The 24,018-nt window shown below is 39.8% G+C and carries 19 protein-coding genes and 1 pseudogene; 8 read left to right on the top strand and 12 right to left on the bottom strand.

The window, feature by feature from the left end:
- Positions 1-287: 287 nt before the first annotated feature.
- Positions 288-1,730, top strand: a complete 1,443-nt coding sequence (locus QUF94_RS15030) for a flavin monoamine oxidase family protein (RefSeq protein ID WP_289318392.1) — start codon at positions 288-290, stop codon at positions 1,728-1,730.
- Between the two features lie 154 nt (positions 1,731-1,884).
- Here QUF94_RS15030 and QUF94_RS15035 read toward each other — a convergent pair whose 3' ends face one another.
- Genes QUF94_RS15035 through QUF94_RS15045 form a run of 3 tightly spaced genes read right to left on the bottom strand, consistent with a single transcriptional unit; the run spans position 1,885 to position 5,476 of the window.
- Positions 1,885-2,958: a Ger(x)C family spore germination protein gene (locus QUF94_RS15035; RefSeq protein WP_289316561.1), complete on the bottom strand. Its 1,074-nt coding sequence runs from the start codon at positions 2,956-2,958 to the stop codon at positions 1,885-1,887.
- Positions 2,955-4,049, bottom strand: coding sequence for a GerAB/ArcD/ProY family transporter (locus QUF94_RS15040; RefSeq protein WP_289316562.1), 1,095 nt, complete (start codon positions 4,047-4,049; stop codon positions 2,955-2,957). The genes QUF94_RS15035 and QUF94_RS15040 overlap by 4 nt, the downstream gene beginning before the upstream one ends.
- Positions 4,046-5,476 (bottom strand): spore germination protein, encoded by a 1,431-nt coding sequence (locus QUF94_RS15045; protein WP_289316563.1) that lies wholly within the window; start codon positions 5,474-5,476, stop codon positions 4,046-4,048. Before QUF94_RS15045 ends, QUF94_RS15040 begins: the two co-directional genes overlap by 4 nt.
- Before the next feature lie 212 nt (positions 5,477-5,688).
- On the opposite strand from QUF94_RS15045, the gene QUF94_RS15050 reads away from it, so the two are divergent.
- The 5 genes from QUF94_RS15050 (at position 5,689) to QUF94_RS15070 (ending at position 10,405) form a co-directional block, all read left to right on the top strand.
- Positions 5,689-7,215, top strand: coding sequence for a spore germination protein (locus tag QUF94_RS15050; RefSeq protein ID WP_289316564.1), 1,527 nt, complete (start codon positions 5,689-5,691; stop codon positions 7,213-7,215).
- A gap of 18 nt (positions 7,216-7,233) precedes the next feature.
- A complete protein-coding gene (locus tag QUF94_RS15055; RefSeq protein WP_289316565.1) occupies positions 7,234-8,325 on the top strand; it encodes a GerAB/ArcD/ProY family transporter in 1,092 nt (363 codons plus the stop codon).
- Positions 8,322-9,407: a Ger(x)C family spore germination protein gene (locus QUF94_RS15060; protein ID WP_289316566.1), complete on the top strand. Its 1,086-nt coding sequence runs from the start codon at positions 8,322-8,324 to the stop codon at positions 9,405-9,407. Before QUF94_RS15055 ends, QUF94_RS15060 begins: the two co-directional genes overlap by 4 nt.
- Positions 9,408-9,657: 250 nt before the next feature.
- Complete coding sequence (locus QUF94_RS15065; RefSeq protein WP_289316567.1) at positions 9,658-10,209, top strand: Rid family hydrolase; 552 nt, start codon at positions 9,658-9,660, stop codon at positions 10,207-10,209.
- 19 nt (positions 10,210-10,228) lie between these two features.
- Positions 10,229-10,405: a Sec-independent protein translocase family protein gene (locus QUF94_RS15070; RefSeq protein WP_289316568.1), complete on the top strand. Its 177-nt coding sequence runs from the start codon at positions 10,229-10,231 to the stop codon at positions 10,403-10,405.
- A 92-nt stretch (positions 10,406-10,497) separates the two neighbouring features.
- On the opposite strand, the gene cysI is transcribed toward QUF94_RS15070, so the two are convergent.
- Positions 10,498-12,216, bottom strand: a complete 1,719-nt coding sequence (cysI, locus tag QUF94_RS15075; protein ID WP_289316569.1) for an assimilatory sulfite reductase (NADPH) hemoprotein subunit — start codon at positions 12,214-12,216, stop codon at positions 10,498-10,500.
- Positions 12,217-12,242: 26 nt separating this feature from the next.
- Complete coding sequence (locus QUF94_RS15080; protein WP_289316570.1) at positions 12,243-14,057, bottom strand: assimilatory sulfite reductase (NADPH) flavoprotein subunit; 1,815 nt, start codon at positions 14,055-14,057, stop codon at positions 12,243-12,245.
- Between the two features lie 350 nt (positions 14,058-14,407).
- Here QUF94_RS15080 and QUF94_RS15085 point away from each other — a divergent pair, with 350 nt between their 5' ends.
- On the top strand, positions 14,408-15,316 hold the full coding sequence (locus QUF94_RS15085) for a LysR family transcriptional regulator (protein ID WP_289316571.1): 909 nt from the start codon (positions 14,408-14,410) through the stop codon (positions 15,314-15,316).
- Positions 15,317-15,532: 216 nt separating this feature from the next.
- Here the strand turns inward: QUF94_RS15085 and QUF94_RS15090 are convergent, their stop codons facing one another.
- The 4 genes and pseudogenes from QUF94_RS15090 to cuyA all read right to left on the bottom strand — a co-directional run bounded on the left by QUF94_RS15090 (position 15,533) and on the right by cuyA (position 20,033).
- The gene (locus tag QUF94_RS15090) at positions 15,533-16,609 is read right to left on the bottom strand and encodes an alanine/ornithine racemase family PLP-dependent enzyme (protein WP_289316572.1); all 1,077 of its coding nucleotides are present in this window, start codon (positions 16,607-16,609) and stop codon (positions 15,533-15,535) included.
- Positions 16,606-17,694 (bottom strand): N-acetyltransferase DgcN family protein, encoded by a 1,089-nt coding sequence (locus tag QUF94_RS15095; protein ID WP_289316573.1) that lies wholly within the window; start codon positions 17,692-17,694, stop codon positions 16,606-16,608. The genes QUF94_RS15090 and QUF94_RS15095 overlap by 4 nt, the downstream gene beginning before the upstream one ends.
- A 602-nt stretch (positions 17,695-18,296) precedes the next feature.
- Positions 18,297-18,781: pseudogene (locus QUF94_RS15100) on the bottom strand (DinB family protein).
- 256 nt (positions 18,782-19,037) lie between these two features.
- A complete protein-coding gene (cuyA, locus tag QUF94_RS15105; protein WP_289316574.1) occupies positions 19,038-20,033 on the bottom strand; it encodes a D-cysteate sulfo-lyase in 996 nt (331 codons plus the stop codon).
- Between the two features lie 544 nt (positions 20,034-20,577).
- Here cuyA and QUF94_RS15110 point away from each other — a divergent pair.
- Positions 20,578-21,291 (top strand): GntR family transcriptional regulator, encoded by a 714-nt coding sequence (locus QUF94_RS15110; RefSeq protein WP_289316575.1) that lies wholly within the window; start codon positions 20,578-20,580, stop codon positions 21,289-21,291.
- A 196-nt stretch (positions 21,292-21,487) separates the two neighbouring features.
- On the opposite strand, the gene QUF94_RS15115 is transcribed toward QUF94_RS15110, so the two are convergent.
- From QUF94_RS15115 to QUF94_RS15125, 3 genes are all read right to left on the bottom strand, one after another.
- The gene (locus QUF94_RS15115; RefSeq protein WP_289318393.1) at positions 21,488-22,048 is read right to left on the bottom strand and encodes a nucleotidyltransferase family protein; all 561 of its coding nucleotides are present in this window, start codon (positions 22,046-22,048) and stop codon (positions 21,488-21,490) included.
- A 151-nt stretch (positions 22,049-22,199) separates the two neighbouring features.
- Positions 22,200-23,159 carry a VOC family protein gene (locus QUF94_RS15120; RefSeq protein ID WP_289316576.1) on the bottom strand — a complete coding sequence of 320 codons (960 nt, stop codon included), beginning with the start codon at positions 23,157-23,159 and terminating at the stop codon, positions 22,200-22,202.
- Positions 23,160-23,200: 41 nt separating this feature from the next.
- Positions 23,201-23,989 (bottom strand): SDR family NAD(P)-dependent oxidoreductase, encoded by a 789-nt coding sequence (locus QUF94_RS15125; protein WP_289316577.1) that lies wholly within the window; start codon positions 23,987-23,989, stop codon positions 23,201-23,203.
- Positions 23,990-24,018 lie beyond the last annotated feature (29 nt).

Genomic DNA, 24,018 nt, shown 5'->3' on the forward strand with positions numbered 1-24,018 from the left:
TAAATAGTAGTCTTAAGATCGTTAGCTGCCGAAAAAAAAGGCATCATCTTTTAACCACAAATCAGCTGCTTATTCACCTCCTGCACTTTTAAATTATCTAAAAATTAAGTATTCCACATAACGGATAAACCTAGCGGAATATGATAGCAATAAACAATCATGACAAATTAATGAAGATCCTTCATAAATGGTGGACCCATGAGAATATGATAGCGTATTAGGAAAGTGTAACAAGAGAGGAGAAAAACACTTTGTCCTTTTTCAAAGATCCGCTATCACCCGATCAAATGCTTGCTGTGATCAGAAATGGCCTGGGTCCTTCCCAAATCCCCAAAAGGATAATAATCATTGGTGCCGGCATGTCAGGGTTGGTTGCAGCATCCCTATTAAAACAAGCGGGGCACGATGTAACGATATTGGAAGCATCCGGGAGGGTCGGAGGGCGTGTTTTGACCATACGGGAGCCATTTTCAAATGGTTCCTACCTTGAAGCCGGTGCCATGCGCATTCCGAATTATCATTACTTAGTTGCGGAATACATCAAGAAGTATGGTTTACGAGTCAACACTTTTGTGAATGCGACTCCTAATGATCCCATTTATGCCAATGGAATCAAGACGACCGCTGCCATATATCAACGGAATCCGGATATACTGAGGTACCCTGTAGCTCCCCATGAAAAAGGCAAAACAGCTGAAGAATTACTCAACATGGCAATTAAGCCTGTGACTGACTTTATCATTCAAAACCCACGTAGAAATTGGGAAATAGTCATTAAAGAGTTTGATAAATACTCCATGAGCTACTTTTTGCAGTACAATCCAGTAGGAATCAGTCTATCAACAGGGGCGATTGAAAGCATCAAAGTCCTGATGGGTATAGAAGGATTCCCTGAACTTTCTTTTCCTGCCATACTTCGGGAGCTTATGCCGCTCTTTAATCCAGACGTAAATTTTTTTGCAATCGAAGGAGGAAACGACCGGCTTCCTTATGCTTTTCTACCGGAATTGAAGGATAATCTTAACTTCAGATATGAAGTGACAAAGATCGTTCAACATGATAATCAAGTCACCATCCATTCCAAACATACTCAAAGCCAAAACCCCTTAACGGTTACCGGTGACCTTGCCATCGTGACGATCCCTCTTCAATTGTTGCAATTTATGGATATTGAACCCCGGAATTCCTTTTCCCATAATAAGTGGAAGGCAATAAGGGAACTCCATTATGCTGCGTCAACAAAAATTGGACTTCAGTTCACGCATAGGTTTTGGGAAAAGGAAGGAATCCTCGGTGGTAAATTGACGACCGATTTACCCATTAGATTTTCTTATTACCCCAGCCAAACGAGCAACCAGAGTGAATCCGGTCTCATCTTAGCAAGTTATACATGGGAAGATGATGCCACTTTGTGGGATATACTTCCAGAAAATAATCGTTTACAACACGCATTGAAAAATTTGGCAGTGGTCCATGGAAAACAAGTATATGATCATTTTTTATCAGGAGCTTCTTATAGCTGGACACTGAATCAGTATGCATACGGCGCTTTCTCCATGTTTAAACCTGGTCAGGAAACGGACTTGTTTCCATACATCCCAACCCCTGAAGGAAGGGTCCACTTCGCTGGTGAGCATACATCAACCGTACCAGCATGGATTGAAGGAGCCATTCAATCCGGCATCAGGGTGGCACATGAAGTGACGAATCTGCCTAGAAAATTCGGATGAGCCTTTATAAAAATAAAGGGACTTTTTTCCTTTAGTTGAACCATAAAGATTCAATCAATTAAAGAGCCATAACAAAAAACCTTCCCGTTTGGAAGGTTTTTCAATTGTATGACCATTCACTTCACCCCTCCTTTTGAACCAAAGTCTATGATCCTTAAGTCCACTTGATAATTAATATCAGCTTTACTGAAAACTTCGTCCCATTTCCTTTATTTTTCTCCCAAAACTTTGGATGCTGATTTTCCACATAACGATAAAATCCTGCTACCCCTGTTTTATATTCATGCTGTAATTTGTATACGATTTTCTTGACATCCTTCTCAACTTCATCCTCGGCAATTCGCTCAATGTCTTTTAAATAGGCTTCTTCAAATGAATTTTCCTTACCATACCAATCTTCCGAAAGTCTTCCTGTGTAACCGACCTTAACATTTATCGTCAAATGATCCCCGTTCAATTCCGTCGTGATTTTCCTCCTTGTCCTTTTGATCACTTCAACACTTAAAGGCTTACCGTGTTGGACCGCTTCGATTATCCCGCCTTTCAAATTTCCGTTCAACCAATTCAAAGCAGCTATATCCTCATCATTCATGACCCCGACCAACTTTGAATTGTTGATCACACCTGCACCCTCCAATATTAATTTCCTACCTCTTATATCAACGGCCTGAATGGCAAAGCTTCCATCTGATTGCAAACTTGAGGAAGCTTTGCCCATTGTTAAAGGTGGAAGAATTTTATTCGTTCGCTTCACATTATCTTTCAATTCATAAATTACATTCGAAGGGATCTCCCCATCGTCGGATAGTCCCAAAATTTCTTTTGTCGGTCTCTTTGTTAAATAAACAAGGCAACTTCTCCTTGTATTGTTATCGCGTATGGACTGATTAATGATAGCTTCCATAGGTACTTTCTTTAATACATCTTCATTAATGATCAGGATACGCTGATGATTGGTTAAAACCGTATTGGTTATGAGCAAAGAATCCCTTATTGCTTCATGCAACGTTTTGGCACTGACTGTAACATTCTTATATTTTAGTTGAGCTTGATTCTCCTGAACACTACTTCCTGGAGGTACCAGAATTTGCTGTGTTAACATAATTTCGTCTTTCTTTTTACTATTATCGATTCCCATTCCGACCACAAGGGATAATTCTTCAATATTTTGACTGTCCCAACAGCCTGTAAGCAAAGGAATAAGCAAGATTAACCATAATCTTTTCATCCGCTTCTTCTACTCCTTTTCACTTGAACGATTGTGAATGTAATAATTGGCAAGCCAATCAATATATAGGGAAATACATAGCCCAGCAAATCGCTCAGTTTAAAAATCTCGGTTGTATTTTTAGGGATTTTGGCGAGAAAAAAAATGATTGGAACCAAAACAATAAGGTTCGTTGAATATGAATTGTTGAAAATTTTCGTCAGTCCTTCTGCTGCGAAGTAATAGTAAATTGCATGTGTACAAAAGAACTGAAGAATCCAGGTGATTAAGAGAAACAGCTCTAAACGCTCTATAAATATCCCTTTTACTTCATACGATTGAATAAAAGAAATGGTTGGCCAGGTAACAGCTTTGACTTCAGGTACAGTCAGTGTAGCGACTACCAGAACATATGTAATCACATATAATAACATCGGTATGAAAAAACCGATTAAAACGCCACTTTTTACCTTGTTTTGATTTTTAACGACGCCAAACAAAAAGATGAATAGTTCAATTCCAAAAAAAGACAAAGCCCCGGAGCCCATTCCTTTCATCACAGGGAGAAACCCTTTTCCAAGAACAGGCTGCAGGTTTTTTATATCGACTACTTTAATACTGAACATATAAATGAACAAAACGATGACAATTGTCAGAGGAAGAAAGAAGACGCACACCTTTGCAATGGCTTTAATTTTGCCTGTCAATAGATGGACACTCGCTAAAATCAATGTGAGCATTACTATTTCAACCGGGGTATCCTCCAACAAATAAAATCGGACCATTTCACTCATGGCAAGCACTTCAAAGCTGGCCACACCTATAAAGTAAACCACCACGATCAACCCAATAATTTTGGAGAGCCACTTTCCATAGGCCTCCTCCATGTATTTGTAATAGTTAGCCACCTTATGTTTTTTTAACAGTACAACCAATAAACTTATGAAAAGGGCAATAGCGATCCCATTAAAAATCAAGACGATCCATCCATCGGCTGAATTAACTTTTTCCGTTATCGTCCTTGGAAGCGTAAGCATCCCAACTCCTAACATGGCGCATGAAATGATCGCGGCCAATTCCCCACTAAGAATTTTGCCGTCTGCTTGGCTCAAGATAATTCTCCCCCTTTTTTCCGCTTCGGTAACCGGAGGAACGCGTCCTTCCAAGTCTTTTTACCGATAAAATCCGTTGGTTGAAAATAAGGTTCTTGAAAGCTAGTCAATTTCGACAAATGGCTGATAACGATGATAAAGAATAAAGTGGTTCCATATAGGCCTAGAACGGCGGAAAAAATCATCGCCCCGAACCTTAATGCCCTGAATGCCAGTCCAAAGCTATATTGTGGTACCGTAAAAGAGGTAATCGTTGTAATCGCAACGATTATGACCATGAGGGAACTCACAATATTCGCTTGAACGGCTGCTTGTCCAATAATGACACCACCAACCAATCCAACCGTTTGCCCAATGGGCGCCGGGAGCCGAATGCCTGCTTCACGAAGCAGTTCAATCGTCAATTCCATGATGATCGCTTCAACAAAAGGCGGAAATGGCACATTCTCCCTTGTACCAGCGATGGTCATTGCTAGTTCAGTCGGCAGCAATCCAGGGTTGAACGAAACCAAGGAGATATAAATTCCTGAAAGAAAAACGGTAATAAATAAAGAAAAGTAACGAAGGACACGTAGAAAAGAACCCGCTACCCACCTTTCATAATAATCATCAGGTGACTGCAGCAGCATCGTGATCGTCGTAGGTGCCATCAACGCAAATGGCGAGCCGTCAACCATGATGACCACCCTTCCCTCCTGCAGTGCCGCCAATACTTTATCCGGACGCTCCGTATTCTGGATCTGTGGGAAAGGGCTAAACGATGTATCTTCAATTAATTCTTCAAGCATCCCCGAGTCTTGGAGATTGGTAGCTTTTACTCCATTTATCCGATTATTCACTTCTTTTAACAAAGAATCGCTTGCTTTACCTTCATAATAGATCAATGCAACTTCCCGCTTTTCAAGCGTCCCTAACTTCTGTTGTTTGACGATTAGGTTGGGATGGTTTGAATATTGTCTAATCAAGCCGATATTTTCCTGGAGACTTTCGATAAACCCAAGCTTCGGTCCACGGACAACCCTTTCTGTCGAAGGTTCACTCAGTGTACGAATTTTCTCCTTTTCCAGATTCAAAACATAACCATTTGTCATTCCATCTATAAATAAAAGCGTTTTCCCGTCAAAAATAAGCTCCTTGGCTTTTTCATATGTTTCAACATCCTGTTCCCTGACTGAACAGATTTTGGATATGACCAACTGCTCGATGGAAACCGGGTGACTGGATTTAACCTGGGCTGCCGATAAATTCAGAACTATATCATTGAATGCTGAATAATCCATCATTCCACTGACAAATACAAATAATCCTGAAATTTCATAACCGGGAATGAATATCTGTTTAAAAACTATATCATCCTGCATATCCAATTCAGATTTCAATTTTTCCTGCTTTTGATCCAATCTTATATGCAAGGGTTTACTTTCCATGGTGAACTCCTTTGGTTAAATGCGTTTTATTGTATCAGTTTCCTCTATTTTCAATTTTTCTATTCGAACTGGAAATAGTGACAGCTTTTAGAACAAGGATCCTTATAATGTATTCCCTTTCCGAAACGAGCAACCTTAACAATCCAAAATGGTTAATATGTATTTAAATTGCAAATGCTAGGATAATAAGCTTCAGTTTAGAGGTGACAACATTGTTTAACCGCGGAAAGTTCAAAAAAAAACCCAATCAACCAAACGATAAAAATGATGAATTAAATAAAGTTTCGGATGTAAGGGACCTATTCAATACCCTTTCTTCATCCAATGATTTCATGAACCATCAAGGAACCTATCATGGCGTAGGCTATTGGGTATCTTTTTATCGCTCTTTAATCGATGCACAGGAACTTCATAAAAGTGTTCTTTCTGTCATACCAACGCTGGAAGCGATAAATTTGGAGCAAATTAAAGAAAACGTTCCTATAGAAAATACACTTATCACCAATACCAAGGTTGTAATCGAAGAACGGATCATGAGAGGCGAAATTGCCATTCGTTTAGATGCGAATCTTGATGAATGCCTATTAATCAATGTTGCGGCCCAACAAGGAAGGCAAGTTGATAAACCTGAACTTGAATTTGGAATCATAAGTGCTCAAGAAGCTTTTGTCGAGGATATTGATATCAATCTGAATCTAGTCAGAAAAAGGCTGCCTATCCCTGGATTGCAAGTAAGTGAACTGACTGTGGGGTCGTTATCTAAAACGAAAGTGGCGGTTTTATCCATAAAAGGAATCGTTGATCAGGAAAATGTCGATAATGTTATCCAAAGGATCAATGAAGTAGAGTTTGATGAAATATTGGACGGTTCATATCTCGCGCAATTGCTTTATGATGATTCAAATACCTTATTTCCCCTTTTTCTAAATACGGAAAGACCTGATCGCATCGCAAGTGCATTGGCAGAAGGTAAAGTAGCCATGTTGATCGATAGGTCGTCTTCTGCACTTATTACACCAACCATTTTGTTGGAATACTTTATAACCATGGAAGATTATAATATGCCATGGGTTCCGGCATCTGCTTTCCGTTTATTAAGGATATTCGCGGTCGCTTTTTCGATATTTGCCACTCCTATTTATGTAGCGGTGCTGACTTATCATTATGAACTGATTCCTAAAGATCTTTTGGAAACGATCGTCACTTCAAGAAACTTAATACCTTTTCAGCCTTTGATCGAAGCATTATTCTTGGAGATCTCCATTGAGTTATTACGTGAAGCGGCTGCCAGGCTGCCAACGAAGGTAGGTCAGACATTAGGTATCGTCGGCGGTATCGTTATCGGTCAAGCTGCCGTTGTCGCCGGTTTGACCAGTAATATCTTATTGATCATCGTTGCCCTCTCAGCACTGGCATCTTTTGTTACGCCTATTTATAAAATGGGTAATGCCATTCGGTTACTGCGTTTCCCCTTTTTAATAGGAGCCCAAATTTGGGGGCTGCTCGGGATTACGATAGCGGCCGTTTTTTTGATGACCCACCTTATCAAATTAACGTCGATGGGACACCCATACCTTGAACCGATATACCCATTTCGCATGCAAGATTGGAAAGATAGCTTTGTCCGGCTACCCTTTAATCTTTTCAAGTCGCGGCCTATAAATTTACGTCCTGATGATATATCCAGACAGCCACAGCCAAAAAAAGCAAGAATCAAAAAAAATGATTTTAACGAGTGATTTAAATGAGGGTCCTATATGAACCAAGCTGGAGTTAATGAAAAGTATAAGGTATCACCGTTCTATGTGTTTTTTTTAGTGCATTCCATGCAAACGGGAGTAGGCGTTTTAAGTTTTCAAAGACTTTTATCAAAGTCGGCGGGTACGGATGGCTGGATTTCGATATTACTAGCCGGACTGATCGTTCATATATTGATTTGGATCATATATAAAATCTTCAGTATCGTCCCAGGTGATATCATTTCCGCCAATAATCTTGCATTCGGAAAATGGATGGGGAATTTCTTCAGTCTATTATTCATTCTTTACTTTTTTTTACTTGGGATGGATATCATGATCAGCTATATAAATGTCTTACATGTATGGATGTTTGAAGAGGTAGCCTCCTGGGCGTTTACTGTGGTCTTCCTGATTCTGATTTATTACATAAATACGGGAGGGTTCCGAACAATTACGGGTGTTGCCTTTTTAAGCGTCCTTTTGACATACTGGCTTCTATTTGTCCTGTTCTATGCCATGAAATACTCTGAATTCACCAATTTGCTCCCTTTATTCCACCACACTCTATTGGATATATTGGAAGGAACCAGAAGTACTTCATTATCGATGCTTGGTTTTGAAATGATCCTGATGTTTTATCCGTTCATCAAAGACGCTAAAACATCACAAAAATATGCTCATGGTGGAGCCTTGACGACAACCTTAATAACCGTATTCATTTATTTGGTTTCACTTGTTTTTTATTCACAAAAACAGTTGCAACTGACTATTTGGCCGACACTGACAATGACCAGCATTGTCGAATTACCTTTTATTCAGCGATTTGAATATATAGATGTTTCTTGGTGGGCCATCGTTATCATTCCCAACATGACCATCGCCTTGTGGGCTGCCAGCAGGGGTATCAAGCGTTTATTCAATATTCAGCAAAAGTATCCATTATGGGGGATGTCCATTATCATCCTGCTTACAAATATATTTGTTTTTGATGTAGATTCCCTATATATATTGAATAAAATAATCAATCCATACGGCGTGCTCTTCATTGCTTTATACCTGCCTCTTCTTTTAGTCATCATCTATATAAAGAAAATGAGGAAACGTAAATGAAAAAATTATTTCTTATTATCTTGACTTTTCCCCTTCTTTGCAGCTGTGCCCAGCCAAGGGTGGTTGACGAAGTTAATATGTCCCAAGCCATTGGCTACGATATATTCAAGAATGATATCGTCGAAGGGATGTTCGTCATCCCTATCTTCCAACAAGACAAGATTGGTAAATATCAAATCTTAACTGGAACATCGACGACAACGAGTGATGTTCAGGCTGTCGTTTCCAAAAAAGCGGATAAGCCTGTGTTGCTTGGACAGACACGCATCGTTTTATTTAGCGAAAAAATCGTTCATGAAATCGGAGTGACAGAACTTACCGATTATCTCTACCGTGAGCCACAACTTGGAAACAGGGTCATGTTGGCCGTCGTTGAAGGAAAGGTCAAGGATGTAATAAATACGAAACCTCCAAATACGAATGTGAATGTTGGAATCTTTTTATCGGATTTGATCAATCAACAAAATGAAACAGGAAATGGACCCGATACAAATCTCCATCTTTTTTTAGGAAACGCCCTGGAAGATGGCGGAGATTCGTATCTTCCTTTAATTAAAATAATTAACAATGAAGTTGCGGTATCCGGAGTGGCCTTGTTTCATGAAAATAAAATCGTCAGTAAAGTCCGAACGAGGGATATGTTCGTTTTCAAGACATTGGTTCAATCCCATAGACGGGGAATTTACAAATTCAAATTAAAAGACAAGAAAAAAAGCGATATCGTAGTGGAAAGCATCCGAAGCGGTTCAAGTTATGAGGTCTCCGACTCAGAGAGAAATCCCTCGATCACGATTAAACTTAAAATAAAAGGGCAAATCAAGGAATCAATGCGAAGTGAAAATCTAACCAATAGAAAGATGATAAAAAAAATCGAACAGGATATGGAAGATGATTTAACGAGGCAAGCAAACCGTCTTATTAATGATTTTCAGAAAAAAAACATTGACCCTATTGGCTTAAAGGAAAAATATCACGCCAAAAATAAAAAAATGACCTATAAACAATGGAAAAAGATCTATCCCATGATGGACATTAAAGTAGAAACTAAAGTTGACATCATCCAAACCGGGGTCTCAGAATAATTAATATTAAACGAATATCATTAGGGCATTTAATATTCTTCATCTGTTTGTGAAAACTACTACCATATATTGAATATACAACAAGGTAGAATTCATTTTGCTTGTGAATATCACAGTTATTAAATCGGTTGCACGGCAGGTGCTTTTAAATCAGCCAGATAGTATAAAAGAAGGTAAGGTCACTACTTAGGTAGGATAAAACAGAATTATTAACCTTACGATGTTTTTATAAATGAAAGGAGCTGACTTTATGAAGAAAACCATGATATCAGTCATTGCTACTTCAATATTAGGTATAAGTGTAATCGTAGGATTCTCTTTAGCTTCCGCAAGTAGTGAAAAAGATGAATTGAACTCTGATAAAGTGACCTTCTTTGGGTCCCCAACTTCTGCGATTTCCAGTTCAGTTGCTGTACCTCAAAGTTATAACCGGTTATTGTTTAGTGGAACAGTCTCTCCTCTTTTAAACAAGGATGGAAAAACCACTTATGAGAGATATGGCAATACAGAAAGGCAGGCTATCGGAATTTTAGAAAAATTAAAAGCAGATTTGAAAACAAAAGGACTTTCCCTCGCTGATGTAACCTTTCTTCGTGTGTATGTCGCACCAGATCCAAACAAAGAAGATACTCCAGACTATCAAGGTTGGTTTAATGCCTATGCTATGTTCTTTAATACAAAAGAAAATCCAGTGAAAACAGCTCGTTCCACAGTAGGGGTGCAAAGTCTGGTTTCGCCGGATTATCTCATTGAGATTGAAGCAGAGGTAGCCTTTAAAAATAACAGCAAGTCAAAAAAATAGACGATAGGAGTGAATGGTCATGTTTCAAAATCTCGGTGTTCCAGGCCTAGTTATCATTCTCATCACTTGTGATTTTGGTTCTGAAAAATCATCTGAAATCGGGCGGGCTTTTGGACGAACTTTATCTGAATTCAAAAGTGCAACCAAGGGGTTGGTTGATGAGGAAAAGAGGAAGATTAAAAACTTGAGTTATTGAAGGATACAAGCCAAAGAACTTTTCTACTTAATAAAAAACACCTTAAATACAAACCGAGACAGGAATACTTTCCTGTCTCTCGTTCGTGTTAATCAATCATGAAAATTCGTTCCATCCGTCACTTCTTTAATAATCCCTGCATTGATGACAAAGTCCCCGAAATGCTCCCCTTCCTGACGTTCCTTCGCATAACGGGAAAGTAGTACGCTCAACTCTTTTAAAATCTCTTCTTCACCGATGTTCTCACGGTACATTTTGCTTAATCGGCTTCCATCGAATGCAGCACCGAGATACATATTATATTTGCCAGGTGCTTTCCCGATAAAACCGATTTCTCCTAGTGCATGTCGGGCACAGCCATTCGGGCATCCGGTCATTCGTATCGTGATTTCTTCGTTCCTCAGCCCGTTTTCATCAACGATGGCCTCGACTTTATCAAGCAGAACCGGCAAATAACGTTCTGCTTCTGCCATTGCCAACCCGCATGTTGGAAGCGACACGCATGCCATCGAGCTGCGTCGGAGCGCTGAATGGCGTGAACCATCCGTCAAACCGAATGTTTCGAGCAATTCAACGATCTTTTCCTTTGTCTCGCTTGATACATTGGCAATGATCAAGTTTTGATTGGCCGTCAAACGGAAATCACCCGTGTGGATCTTAGCGATTTCGCGCAAGCCGGTCATCAGTTTGTAATCTTTGATATCGGCAATTCGGCCACCCTCGACAAATAGTGTAAAATGCCATTTACCTTGAATGCCTTCTACCCAGCCATAGCGGTCACCATTATTGTCGAAATGATAAGTTCTCGCCTCCTCCAGTTTCCATCCAAGACGATTTTCCAGTTCAGCCTTTACCGGTTCGAGCCCAAGCCTGTCAACCGTATACTTGAACCGGGCATATTTCCGGACGGAACGGTTTCCGTAATCGCGCTGAATCGTAATGATCTTTTCCGCGACATCCAGTATGTGGTCAGGCTTGCAAAAGCCGATTATTTTGGCTAGCTGTGGATAAGTCGCTTTGTCACCATGGGTCATTCCCATACCGCCACCGATTGCCACATTAAAGCCAACAAGTTTCCCATTTTCAATAATGGCTATGAAGCCAAGATCCTGGGAGTAGACATCAATGTCATTGGAAGGTGGGACCGCAATGCCTATTTTAAACTTCCTTGGCAAATAAAGCGGACCGTACATTGGTTCGACTTCCTCCAATTCAGGTGTACCGACAACCTTTTCTTCATCCAGCCAGATTTCATGGTACGCCCTTGTACGTGGCAATAAATAATCACTCAATTTTTTCGACCATTCATATACTTCGGAATGGATTTCGGATTGAAATGGAATCGAATTGCACATTACGTTACGGTTTACATCCCCGCATGCAGCGATTGTATCCAGCATGGACGCATGGATTTCCTGAATGGTTTTTTTCATATTCCATTTTAAGATTCCATGCATTTGAAACGTCTGTCTTGTTGTCAATTTCAAAGTACCGTTACCGTATTTCTGAGCAAGGTCATCCATGACAAGCCATTGAGAAGGCTGTGCAACACCGCCTGGCATGCGGACACGCAACATGAACTGATAGGCAGGCTCAAGTTTTTGTTTTTGACGCTCATTGCGTAGATCCCGGTCATCCTGCAAATAGCTGCCGTGGTGTTTCATTAACCGATTGTCATCATCCGGAATCCCGGCGCTGATCCGCTCCTGCATCACTTCTCCAAGTGTACCTCGCAAATAATTGCTTTTCGCTTTAATTTGCTCAACATCACTAGGCGGACCTTCTGGTGCTTTTAATAGTGGGTTCACCATGTTGTTATCTCCTTTTCATCCATATTTCAGTACACATCACGTTGATAACGTTTATTCTGTTGCATTTCTTCAAGATAAGCTTGCGCATCAGCATGGCTCATTTGACCTTCTTTTTCTATGATCTCAATAAGCGTATTATGGACGTCATGTGCCATGTTTTTCTCATCACCGCAAATGTAAACCGCTGCCCCTTCTTGAAGCCATTCGTATAATTCCCCGCTGTGCTCAAGCATCCGGTTTTGAACATACACTTTTTCATCCGCATCACGTGAAAAGGCAACATCCATTTTCGTAAGTACACCTGTTTTCAACCATTTTTGCCATTCAGTCTGATAAAGGAAATCCGTCACGAAATGCTGATCTCCGAAAAAGAGCCACGTTTTCCCTTTCGCTTCCGTTTCTTCGCGATCCTGGATAAAGGATCTGAACGGAGCAACGCCCGTTCCCGGTCCAACCATGATGATTGGAGCATCTGGATTCTTAGGCTGCTTGAAGTTCTGGTTATGCTGAATATAAACGGGCAGGGTGTCCCCTGGCTGTATTCGGTCCGCACATAATATGGAGCAGACTCCTTTTCGATCCCGACCGTGACTTTCATACCGGACAGCACCGATGGTCAAATGCACTTCATCCGGATAAGCGGATAAGCTATTCGCGATCGAATATAGACGGGCTGGCATTTTCCGGAGTATGGATACGAACTCTTGCGCCGTTTCACCCCATGATCCAAAGTCACGGACAAAATCAAGCAAATCACGGCCTTCACGATATTCTTTTAGGCTTTCTTCATTACCTGGTGATAGGAGCTCCTTTAATTCCTCGTTACCTGAAAGCTGGGCCACCTGCCCAAGGAACGATTTTGTCAAAACCGTAATTTCAAAATCGGAGATGAGCGATTCCCTAAGCTGACGAAGATCCCCCTGCTTATTGACCTTCACGGTTTCTTCAGGGTCCCAATCGAGTTCCATAAGAAGCATATCCACTAATTCAGAATCATTTGTCGGATAAATACCAAGGCTGTCTCCAGGTTCGAATGTAAGCCCAGATCCTTCAAGTGATAATTCAAGATGATGTGTCTCTTTATTTGAGCCACGGCCGTTCAAATTTATATTTTCAAGCACTTCCGCTTTAAACGGATTTGTCCTGGAATACGTGTGTTCACTTTCTGAAGCTTTCGCTGCAGGGACTGCTGTAACGGTACTGCCTTGCTCTTCACTTAAACTGGAAATGACTCCTTCCAGCCATTCTGAAGCCGGCTCATCATAATCAAGGTCACAGTCCATTCGTGGAAATAACCTTGTCCCGCCAAGTTCCTCCAAGCGTTTATCGAATTGTTTTCCCGTTTCACAAAAAAACTCATATGAGCTGTCCCCAAGCGCCAATACCGAAAAGCGGAGTTCTTCAAGGCTTGGTGCCCTCCTGCCATGAAGGTACTCGTGGAAGGACAGCGTATTATCCGGTGGATCACCTTCTCCATGCGTGCTAACGGCGATAAGAAGATTTTGGACTTTTTTCAAATTGTTCACTTTAAAGTCACTCATGGATGAAATGGTAACCTGAAAGCCATTACCCTCAAGCTTTCTCGCCGCATTTTCTGCCAGCCCTTGAGCATTGCCCGTCTGTGAACCATAAAGAATGGTAACTTCTTTTGATATTGTCTTCCCGCTGCTTTGAGCTTCCATTACCGGGGTTTCGGCCGTTCCCATATTCGAAACTGACAAAGATGCGGTCAGATAACCGCTCAACCAAATTTTTTGTGTTTCTGTCAAGCTAGGCAGTAGATTGTTAAGGAGCTCTGCCTGCTCATGTTTAAAGGGACTGTTCATTACCTGAAGTTGCACGATTTCCACCTCACAAAGGGATATTAACTTATCTTAGTTGACTCTTATTTATAACGAGTGGGTTTAAACATTTATTTCCATCCATAAAATCAATTAACTCGTTTACTCCTATAGACCAAGTCGGTTTTAACTGTAAAAAAAATTACAAAGTACAGTTCATACACGTATGGAACATTTTTTCATAGCAAGCTAGAAATAAAAAATAAGGTTATAAAGGACGTTAGCCTTCCCCAGCCTAGACTCTTCCTAAAATAAGTTTCTTATTAAACTTTACCGGAAGGCACATCATTAGTAAAATATATATAATTTATTGTAACTATTAAGAATATTAATAATAAGGTGGTAATTCTATGTACTATGATGCTCTAAAAACATTTGTGACCCTTGTGGAAGTCAAGAATTTTACTAAAACGGCAGAAATGCTCCTAATGTCACAACCAAGTGTTAGTTTGCACATAAAAAAATTAGAGGAAGAGTTCCAAACCAAATTATTTCTCCGCTCCCCTAAATTCCTAAAAGTCACCTTGACAGGAGAAATTCTTTACGATCGGGCTAAGCAAATGATTACAATATATGAACAGACCAGACAAGACATCCAGGAACATGATAGGTCCATTAAAGGAGAATTAAAGATAGGGGCAAGTTTTACGATAGGAGAGTACATCCTACCTTCGTTGCTCATCGACCTTCAAAAGGATTACCCTGAACTTGAACTTCAAGTCGTAATTGGAAACACTGAAGAAATCGTTCAAGCCGTTCGGTTATACAAAGTGGATATCGGCTTGATCGAGGGTCAAACTAATGAAAAAGAGCTTTCTGTACACCCCTTCATGCAAGATGAGCTTTTCGTTGTTTCTTCCAACGACCATGAACTCGCTTATAAAGACGAAGTGGAGATTACCGATTTACATGACCAAGCATGGGTAACCAGGGAAGTTGGGTCCGGTACACGAGAATACCTTAACCATGTCATACGTTCAAATGGTTTGAAAATTAAATCGATACTTACGATAAGCAGCAATCAAGGAATTAAAGAAACACTTATAAAAAACGGCGTAGGGCTGGCTCTCCTTTCCCAAAGTGTCATTGAAAGGGATGTGCAAAATAAAATCCTTTCTATTATTCAGTTAAAAAATGAATCCTTTAACAGAACTCTTTCCTACGTGTATTCACCAATTATGGAAGATAAAAAGAATGTCAAGACTTTTATAACTGAATTAAACAAAAAATGGCCTATGAAAGCAAAGCCGGTAGGCTGATCATTGCGAAGAATGCTGTTCTATGAATGAAGTTACAGGCTGGTAATCCTGATGACAGGAACCTTTTTAAGTATATACACTAACAAACTTAACCGAATGATCCGGGATTAGGCTGTTTAACAGGTTGCTTCTGTACTTTATTAGCATTCACAGCCTGCCTTTTGATTTAATGAATGGAGAGGAAAATGGAGTTTATTACGTGGAATGATGACTTGCTTAAATGGCGTTGCTGTATTTTTTATAAACATAAGGAGAAGTCATTATGGAAAGAAGCGCACCATAGTTAAGGTTAAAAGTGACTTCGTCTCCTACTATCAGATTACACTTTTTGGGATCAAGCACGGTGTGGTCACTACTCGAACCAAGGATCTCGATATCCGTTTTCGGAATTAACCCTGCCACCAGAACATCCTGATTTCCCACTCCAAGAATAACTCTACTCATTTGGCCACGATCTTGAAATTGAGGAAAGACTCCAAAAGCATTCTGACCTATTTCCCCATAGGGTACGGAAGGTTTTCTTTTCGATTCAATAACTTCAGTCACGAAAGTGAAAGCATCAGTATATAAGTCTGGGATGGCCAGTCTATTTAATGTTTCACGACCCAAATAAATGGATTCGCCCAACCGTAAATTGTTAACCTTCCCTACTGAATCAACTGCCATGAACCAATTATAATTGGCAGAGTTCCCTCCCGATATATAGGAAAGAGGAAGCGAGAATTTCGTTTCAACTGCGCTGGCCAGTAAAGATAACATGCCCATTTTCTGCTCGTTTGGTTTTACTCCACCAAAGCAGGCAAAGTTAACTCCTATGCCCACTATTTTGACCCCTTGGAGTTTCAAGACCTCTGATATAAAAGAATCAAGATCTTCAGGCATGATCCCTTCTCTTAAATCTCCCATTTCGATCATTAGAATAATCTTCTGCTCCTTGTTATGCCTTAAAGCAGCTTCTGATAATCTTTCAATAACGGAAAACTCGGTATTCAAGCTAATATCTGCATTTTTTATAACGGAATTCACTTCACTTAAAGAAGGAGATTTTAATAATACAAAGTTTGCCTTGATTCCTGCATCACGCATTTTTTGGAGATTGGCAACCTTCGAATCTGCGAGCATATGAATCCCTTGATCCAATAAGATCCTTGCTATCTCCGGAGCTCCGCAAACCGTTTTTGTAACGCCCATAATCTCAATATTTTTTGTGCCATATATTTTAACAAGCTCAGCTGCATTATGGGCAATTTTTGCAAGGTTGATTTCGATCCTTGGTGTAAAAGACTGTGTCATTTAATCAATGCTTTTTCCTGTTTACCATTCAAGTTGGGGAAGGCATCAAAAATACTTGCAATCAGTTTGTCGCAGCCAAACTTTAGTACATCAGTCGTTGGAAGTTTAATATCCTCTTCATATTCGGAAATTGTTTTAGCCAGCTCATCATCGGACATGTTTTCATGGTTGATGGTCACCGCAATCACTTTTGCCTTTGAAAAGTTTTCAATAAGATCGATCTCGCTTTTTACCGTCGGCATTTTCATATAGCTAAAGTCACCTAAATGTTCCCGTTTGGGTGCGTGCTGAATGATGACCGCTCCAGGTCTTGAGCCTCTTATTATTCCACACGAACTTATATATGCTGGGTGGCTTAACGCCCCTTGGCCTTCGACTATAATAATATCCGGATTATCATTTTCATATGCCTTCATGATTTGGTTTTCAATTTCACCTGTCATGAATTGGGACGGGATTGCATCAATCGCCACACCGTATTTCGCCCCCTGTATCAGTCCCGTTTGTCCCGTCGCAATAAAAGCGACATTAAAGCCCCTTTTTAGTAAGGCATCTTCGAGCAGAACCGACGTTGTACGCTTGCCTATTGCACTATCCGTACCAAGAACGGCTACAATGGGTGTATCGATGTTTAAAATCCGTCCTGAAAAGAGATGCATATCCTTTTTTTGTGCAGGTTTTCTTACGTCATGGATCGTGATCTCGAATTGTTCTGCGTGCTTAATGAACTCTGGGTCATCTGTAAAAAACTCATGAAGAGGGTTAACGATATTCATCCCATGTTCAATGGCTTTGAGAAGGAGATTTCTCTCATCCTTTTTAAGGAATGCCTCTGAAGGAGCTATTCCATATATGAATTGATCAGGAACATTCTGTATATTTTCGAGTGCCTGGTTAAGGTCCTTGAATATAGGTATTCCATTTTTCTCCCCAATAAGGCATTCGCCCGCATCCAATCCAGCCTTTGTACTATCAATCACACCAACAATCTCAAATTTCCTAGAGCTTCTAACTAGTCCATTAGCTGTCTTTCCATCCATTATCCCAAAATTATTTTCACAATATACTATAGCTGTTTCTTTCATAAGGCTTTTCCTCCCAATATCTATTTTTACGACCATATCTCGACTTAAAGATATTTTACATATTTAATCAATAAAAGAACTCCTGATCCATAAAAAAAAAGCCATATTTAGGAGAAAAATTGTAACTAATTTTCAAAATATACAAAATTTTCACCCACTTTTACAAGTATAGCATAGTTGACGAATAACTGTTCGATTTGTTTAGTTTTATTTCAAGACTTACGATTTGTTCCGTACCATCCATTTTTCATTATGTAAATATAGTAAGTAACTTCCTTTTTCCCTATTTCAGCCGTAAGTATTTTTCCAAGTGAAGTTAAAGTGCTTTTCATTCAAAACAGCAAACTCATAGTAACTGTCCTTATATTAAAGCCCCATTTTTTCGTATAGTTTAATAGCTTTGTTCTCTGTAAAAGCACTTAGCTCCCCCCTTCTGTTTCATATAAAGGAAAAGCTCCTTAAGACAGCTCCGAAGTATTAAGGGGATTCCACGATTAAAAATCCCAATTTCTCAGTCTATGAATGAGGAATTGGGATTTAAATATTAAACAATGGACCCTTTTTGTTGAAGGTCATTACTTAAACTTTATAAGATAGCATAATTATAGTGGTGGATTTTCCACACCTAAATGAATCCAATCTTCTTTTGGCGGCCCATAAACCCCAGAAGGTTTTATTCCTGCTTGACGCATCAGAACCGTAACTTGTCCCCGATGATGAACAATATGCTTGATTAGTCCCATAAGGATGGACGCATTTGTTTCCTGTCTTCCAAAAGCTTCTTGTATTTGTTCTAAGGATTCGTCTGTCCATTGATGTTCAATAATTTTGGCTGCATGAGAACTTACATTTTTAAAAGTAATAGCTATTTCCTGGGCTGAAGATGGGACGTTTTCTGCACTTTCTATCCGATCAATCTTTAAACCGAAATGAGCTAGATAATCTGGAATGCTTGTCTTCCCAAAGTACGACCTTCAGGATAAACTTGTTGTTCTAATGAATCATCTGTCAAGCTATCCAAAACTTTTTGAGTCAGTATAGCTTCTTTATTCCATTCTTTAATAAAATCTGAAATTGTAATATACATATAATCCCTCCCCTATTTCGATAGATAATTACTTACTCAAAGTACATTATAAAACATATGTTCCCCCTATTCAAATTTAGTTAAAATAAAGAATTATAAACTGGGAATTAATGACTCATATTGGAATTAGCCTGCATATTAAGTAAAGAAATAATCGTTTAGAATACTCTCACTGCTTCGGTTGTCTTGGCATTTGAGCTATGCAAATGAGCGAGCTTTTTCCACTTTAAGATTAGTATTTATTATTTAATGACATTTAATTAAAGAGAGAAGTATTGGCGTATAACGATGAAGCACCACCTGAGTGTACAAAAAGGATGTTATCCTCCGGCTTAAAGGTGCCTTTTTGGATTAAATCAATGAGTCCCGCTGCCGCTTTACCCGTGTATACCGGATCCAGCAAAATCCCTTCTGTTCTTGCCATAAGCTTGACAGCTTCCACCATTTCAGGGGTAGGCAAAGCATAACCAGGACCGACATACTCATCCAAACACGTAACAGCCTCACGAGGGATTGAATTTTGTATGCCAATGTGTGTTAAAGTTTCTCTAACAAGCTGAAAAACTTTCTCTTCTTGTTCAGCTTTTCCTCTGCTTACATTTATGCCAATTACTGAAATTCCACTTTGATTTCCATGAAATCCTGCTACCAAACCAGCATGCATTCCCCCACTGCCGCTTACACAAATAACTGCTTTAAAATCTATCCCTTGCTCAAAGGACTGTGCTAAAATCTCCTGAGCGCATGCAACATATCCCGTTGCACCAATGACATTGGATCCTCCAACGGGAATGATGTAAGGTTTATCTCCTTTCTCCGTTACCTCTTTAGCGACTTTCTGCATTTCTTGCATTAAGTCCGCTCCATTAGGTACAACTATAATTTGGTCAGCCCCCAATAAATGATAGAGAAAATAGTTACCGTTAAAATCCGGCTCTGAAATTTTTGAAAGTCCCTCTTCCAACACTAGGATGCATTTCATTTTCTCTTTAACGGCAGCAGCTAGTGTCAAGCGGCAATGATTCGATTGAATGCCTCCACATGTAATCAACGTATCCGCGCCTTGTTCCAATGCATCGGCAACAAGGAATTCCAGCTTTCTTGTTTTATTTCCCCCAGCCGTCAGACCAAGCATATCATCTCGTTTAACATAAATGGATGGGCCCCCAAGAACTTGAGAAAAATGATCTAATCTCTCAACTGATGTATATGTTGGTGTATATCGCTTTCTAGGAAATTGTGCTAAATTCATTATAAAAACTCCTCCAGTATCCTCTGTTGTACATTAAAAAAAATCAATCTGACGTTCTCGTTATTTAGAAAATAAATAATAGCAAACGCTTCTATTTCCATCATAGCATGTTTAGGTAAACGAGCAACTTCATTGCACTTCTAGCAGGATAGAATACATCATTCATCACGGCAAAGTGACTATATCAAACCGATGTTTACTGTAAGTTTGCTTCCACTTATTCTATGACACCCTGTTTTCCACTATATTATCGGGCAATTCCCCCCTTGTTTCAGGATAGTTGGGGCTTCCCTGAATTTCATACCTTGCCTATGAGGACAGATAGCCTTGTGGGCGTCTTTGGTTTTAATTGTTTCATAGATTATATAAGTCACCTCTTGGATTTGAAATAAATGCCAAATCATTAGTTATGCCGAAACAGAAACGGACTCGAACCATTGAAATGTATAAATAATCAAAAGTCTGAAGCATTGAAATGACTTCAATCGTTTTTTAAGATAAAATAAATATACTTGTATATAATTGGATTTTAGAAAGGAGCACCATGGAAACCAAACACTATCAATATATTACAGAACAAATAGAACATTATTCTTCTAAGCCCTTAAGGGAAGCTATATTTTTCGTTATTAAAAACGCGATCATCGAAGGGGTATTTTTACCAGGAGATCGTTTAACGGAAGATGATATCGCCCAACAATTCAATTGTAGCCGTACACCGGTTCGTGAAGCTTTGAGGAAATTAGAACAGGAAAATTTGCTTCAGGTGAAACCTGGTATAGGTATGGTCATATCCAATGTGGATATTGGACTTTTGCAGCAAGAATTGGAAATCAGGAAAATGCTCGAAAACTATTCCATACAAAAAGCTTGTGAAGGAATTACGGAAGAGGAATTGAAAAAATTGGAATGGGCAACGGATAAACTGCAAGGGGCAATAAATAGTAATGACCGAATAGCGGCTAGTCGTGCAAACATTGAATTTCACCGCTTATTATATTCCTACTCGAGAAATACCTTTCTCCAAAAGACTACTGATTCATTATGGCTTTCTTTAAGAATTTCCTTTTTGTCGGCCCGTAATGAAGATGTTACAATGGTTGATAAAGGCTGGTATGAGGATCGGAACAACGAGCACTTACAGTTAATCCATGCAATTCGTGACAAAGATGTAGAAAAAGCAATAAAGGTCAATACAATCCATATCCAAAAAAGTCATGATTATTACCTTGATTACATAAAACGTATATCTGAATGAAATTAACATTAATAAAAGGGTGCCTATTTGCGAAATTCAGTCCGCAAATGTAGGAACCCTTTTATTTTATGCCACATTTAACGACCCTCAGGCAGTATACGATCGATTCGCGTGATATTCCAACCTTCTCTCGCTTATTCCGGCCATCCGCGCGATATTTCGTTCAGTATTTCTCATGTCATTCAGTTGGTTTGCATTATGAATCCAAATGCAGTTTCACTTTAAGGAAATCTTGAGGCGTGTCAATGTCAAATCCCCACATCGGATCATCAAAAGGAACTGTTTCAGTCAGCCGGGCATATTTCCTGATGATGTTTTTACCACCTTGATCACCTTCTATTGAATGGAATTCATTGAGGATCACTGCATCGACTAGTATCGGATGTCCTAAGTCTCCTTTATATTTCGGTTGTACGATCCGTATTCCTTCATCTTTACATGCCGTATATTTTTTAATTAAAGCTTGTATGACGGCAGGGGAAATAAGCGGCTGATCCGCAAGGAAGATCATGACTGCATCCACCTGTTCTTTGATGGATTGAACTCCAAGTTTTAGGGAGGTGGACATTCCATCTGCATATTTCGGATTATGAATAATCTTCAATTCTGGAAAATCAGCACAATGTTGACGTATTTCTTCTATATATTTACCGGCAACCAAGAAGATGGGCTGCATGGAGCTGCCAACGATAGGATGAATGACATGACGAAAAAGAGGTTGGCCCCGTAAAGGAAGGAACAGTTTAGGTTCTCCCAGGGGGAATGCTGATGATTGGCTGAACTATAGATTATAGTGAATAAAAGTTTCGGATATATAGACTCCTGGAGTTCAATATTCCTGATTATGTAAGTTCAAAGGGCTCAGATAATTGCTTTCGGAACACTTTTTGAGATCAAATGAAATACGATTACGCATCAAAACGTTCTAGCAATTCAATAATCACTTTATAGGTCGAGGTTGTATCCATATAGGCATATCTGCCTTTTCCGTTAAAAAAGTTCCCTGTCTGTATGACCGGGTACCCCATTTCTTCCAACATCTTCATTTTATCCTCCATGTCTTCTACGACAAACAAGATATGGTGAACTCCCTCTCCATATGTTTCAAGATGATCTTTCCACGTGCTAGGTGATTCGCCCGGCTCGATCAATTCAATCTGAATTAACGGAGTATCGATAAACATATATCTTGATTTTCCTTCAGTGGGCTGCCCTTTGTAAATCACATTTGTAATTTCGGTGGGACCCGAATGAATGATGTGAGGTTTTTCAATACCCAACAACTCACAATATGCATTTGCAGCCGCATCCAGATCTTTCACAACCAGTGCAAGTTGTTCCACTTTGTTTGTCCCTAATAGCGGCTGAACTCTTGCATCTTCAGGTCTTTCCCATTCCGTTTGTCTTGGTTCTGCACTTTCAAGCAGTTCAACTAAGGTTTTGTGATCATCCAGTGTATCCACATATACATATCTGCCGTCACTTGAAGTGAATTCGCCCGTTTGCAAAACCGGGTATCCACTTTTCTCCATGATTGGCAGTCTCTTTTGGATAGAGTCAACATCAAAAGCAATATGGTGGATCCCTTCGCCCACTTCATCCAGGAACTCACGCATCGTTCCTGGATTTTTATCCGGTTCTATTAGTTCAAATTGCACGGTTGGTGTATTCAGAAAAGCCAGTTTAGATTTTGATTCCGTCGGCACACCTCTAAAAGTGACTTTCGAAACAGAACTGTCCCCAGTTAAAAATGGTTCTGCCTTCTTAATGCCCAGCAGTTTTGTGAAAGCTAGATTAGCAGCTTCAATATCTTTTACAACAAATGCGAGTTGATTAATATTCCTATTGCCCAATAGTGATTCAGCCATACTTATTAACCTACTTCCCATAGTTTATTTTGTTATAAAACTCACCCCAGTCCGCGAACTGACAATCCCCCATCACTGGAAATGACTTCTCCGGTAATTGCACGCGCTTCGTCCGATGCTAACAGGACATAAGCAGCTACATGATCTTCGGGCATCTGGGCAAGCTGAAGTGGGTTTCTTTTTTTTATGCTTTTGGCCTTCGTATCATTATCTACGATTTTCACGAATGGACTTAGAGGGGGAATGACGGATAATGCTGTCAGTGTACCACCAGGCGAAACAGCATTCACCCTAATATTCGGAGCGAGTTCAAAGGCAAGTTGGCGCATCAACCCTATTTGAGCATGCTTGCTTGCTGTGTACCAAACCCCGCCGCCATCAGGATAGAAACTAGCACCGGATACGGTGAAAATAATATTGCCATTCGATTTTTGCAGTTCTTTAAGAGCGGCTTTCGCACCGAAGAAAGATCCTTTTACGTTAATATCGAGCAGTAAATCATATGCATCGGAAAGTGCCTCGGGAGTTACGTCGGCAAATTTAGCAAAACCATCAAAGACTCCTGCATTGGCAACGAAAACATCCAGCTTTCCAAATTGCTCGACAGTGGCCTGTACAGCCCTCTCATTGTCTTCATATTTACTTACATCACCTTGGTTAATGAGAATCTCTTCACCAAATTCTTCTTTCATTTTCTTTAGCGTTTCTATCGAGCGGCCGATAATGCTGACTTTTGCCCCTTCTTGTATAAAACGTCTAGTGACAGCCTCTCCTATACCTGAATTGCCTCCGGTAATCAACACTACTTTATCCTTTAACGCCATTGCCATTGTAACCAGCCTCCTTGTTTTCTCTTTTA

Origin of the sequence: Peribacillus sp. NJ4, assembly GCF_030348345.1 — a bacterium.
In the GTDB taxonomy this organism is placed as follows: Bacteria; Bacillota; Bacilli; order Bacillales; family DSM-1321; genus Peribacillus.

Excerpts from the sequence above, each read along its gene's own strand:
- QUF94_RS15065 (WP_289316567.1), top strand. The coding sequence starts at position 9,658 with ATGAAGAAAACCATGATATCAGTCATTGCTACTTCAATATTAGGTATA.
- QUF94_RS15030 (WP_289318392.1), top strand. The coding sequence starts at position 288 with ATGCTTGCTGTGATCAGAAATGGCCTGGGTCCTTCCCAAATCCCCAAA.
- QUF94_RS15055 (WP_289316565.1), top strand. The coding sequence starts at position 7,234 with ATGAACCAAGCTGGAGTTAATGAAAAGTATAAGGTATCACCGTTCTAT.
- cuyA (WP_289316574.1), bottom strand. The coding sequence starts at position 20,033 with ATGAATTTAGCACAATTTCCTAGAAAGCGATATACACCAACATATACA.
- QUF94_RS15045 (WP_289316563.1), bottom strand. The coding sequence starts at position 5,476 with ATGGAAAGTAAACCCTTGCATATAAGATTGGATCAAAAGCAGGAAAAA.
- QUF94_RS15070 (WP_289316568.1), top strand. The coding sequence starts at position 10,229 with ATGTTTCAAAATCTCGGTGTTCCAGGCCTAGTTATCATTCTCATCACT.
- QUF94_RS15120 (WP_289316576.1), bottom strand. The coding sequence starts at position 23,159 with ATGGCTGAATCACTATTGGGCAATAGGAATATTAATCAACTCGCATTT.
- QUF94_RS15060 (WP_289316566.1), top strand. The coding sequence starts at position 8,322 with ATGAAAAAATTATTTCTTATTATCTTGACTTTTCCCCTTCTTTGCAGC.
- QUF94_RS15095 (WP_289316573.1), bottom strand. The coding sequence starts at position 17,694 with ATGAAAGAAACAGCTATAGTATATTGTGAAAATAATTTTGGGATAATG.
- QUF94_RS15090 (WP_289316572.1), bottom strand. The coding sequence starts at position 16,609 with ATGACACAGTCTTTTACACCAAGGATCGAAATCAACCTTGCAAAAATT.
- QUF94_RS15085 (WP_289316571.1), top strand. The coding sequence starts at position 14,408 with ATGTACTATGATGCTCTAAAAACATTTGTGACCCTTGTGGAAGTCAAG.
- cysI (WP_289316569.1), bottom strand. The coding sequence starts at position 12,216 with ATGGTGAACCCACTATTAAAAGCACCAGAAGGTCCGCCTAGTGATGTT.
- QUF94_RS15110 (WP_289316575.1), top strand. The coding sequence starts at position 20,578 with ATGGAAACCAAACACTATCAATATATTACAGAACAAATAGAACATTAT.
- QUF94_RS15035 (WP_289316561.1), bottom strand. The coding sequence starts at position 2,958 with ATGAAAAGATTATGGTTAATCTTGCTTATTCCTTTGCTTACAGGCTGT.
- QUF94_RS15125 (WP_289316577.1), bottom strand. The coding sequence starts at position 23,989 with ATGGCAATGGCGTTAAAGGATAAAGTAGTGTTGATTACCGGAGGCAAT.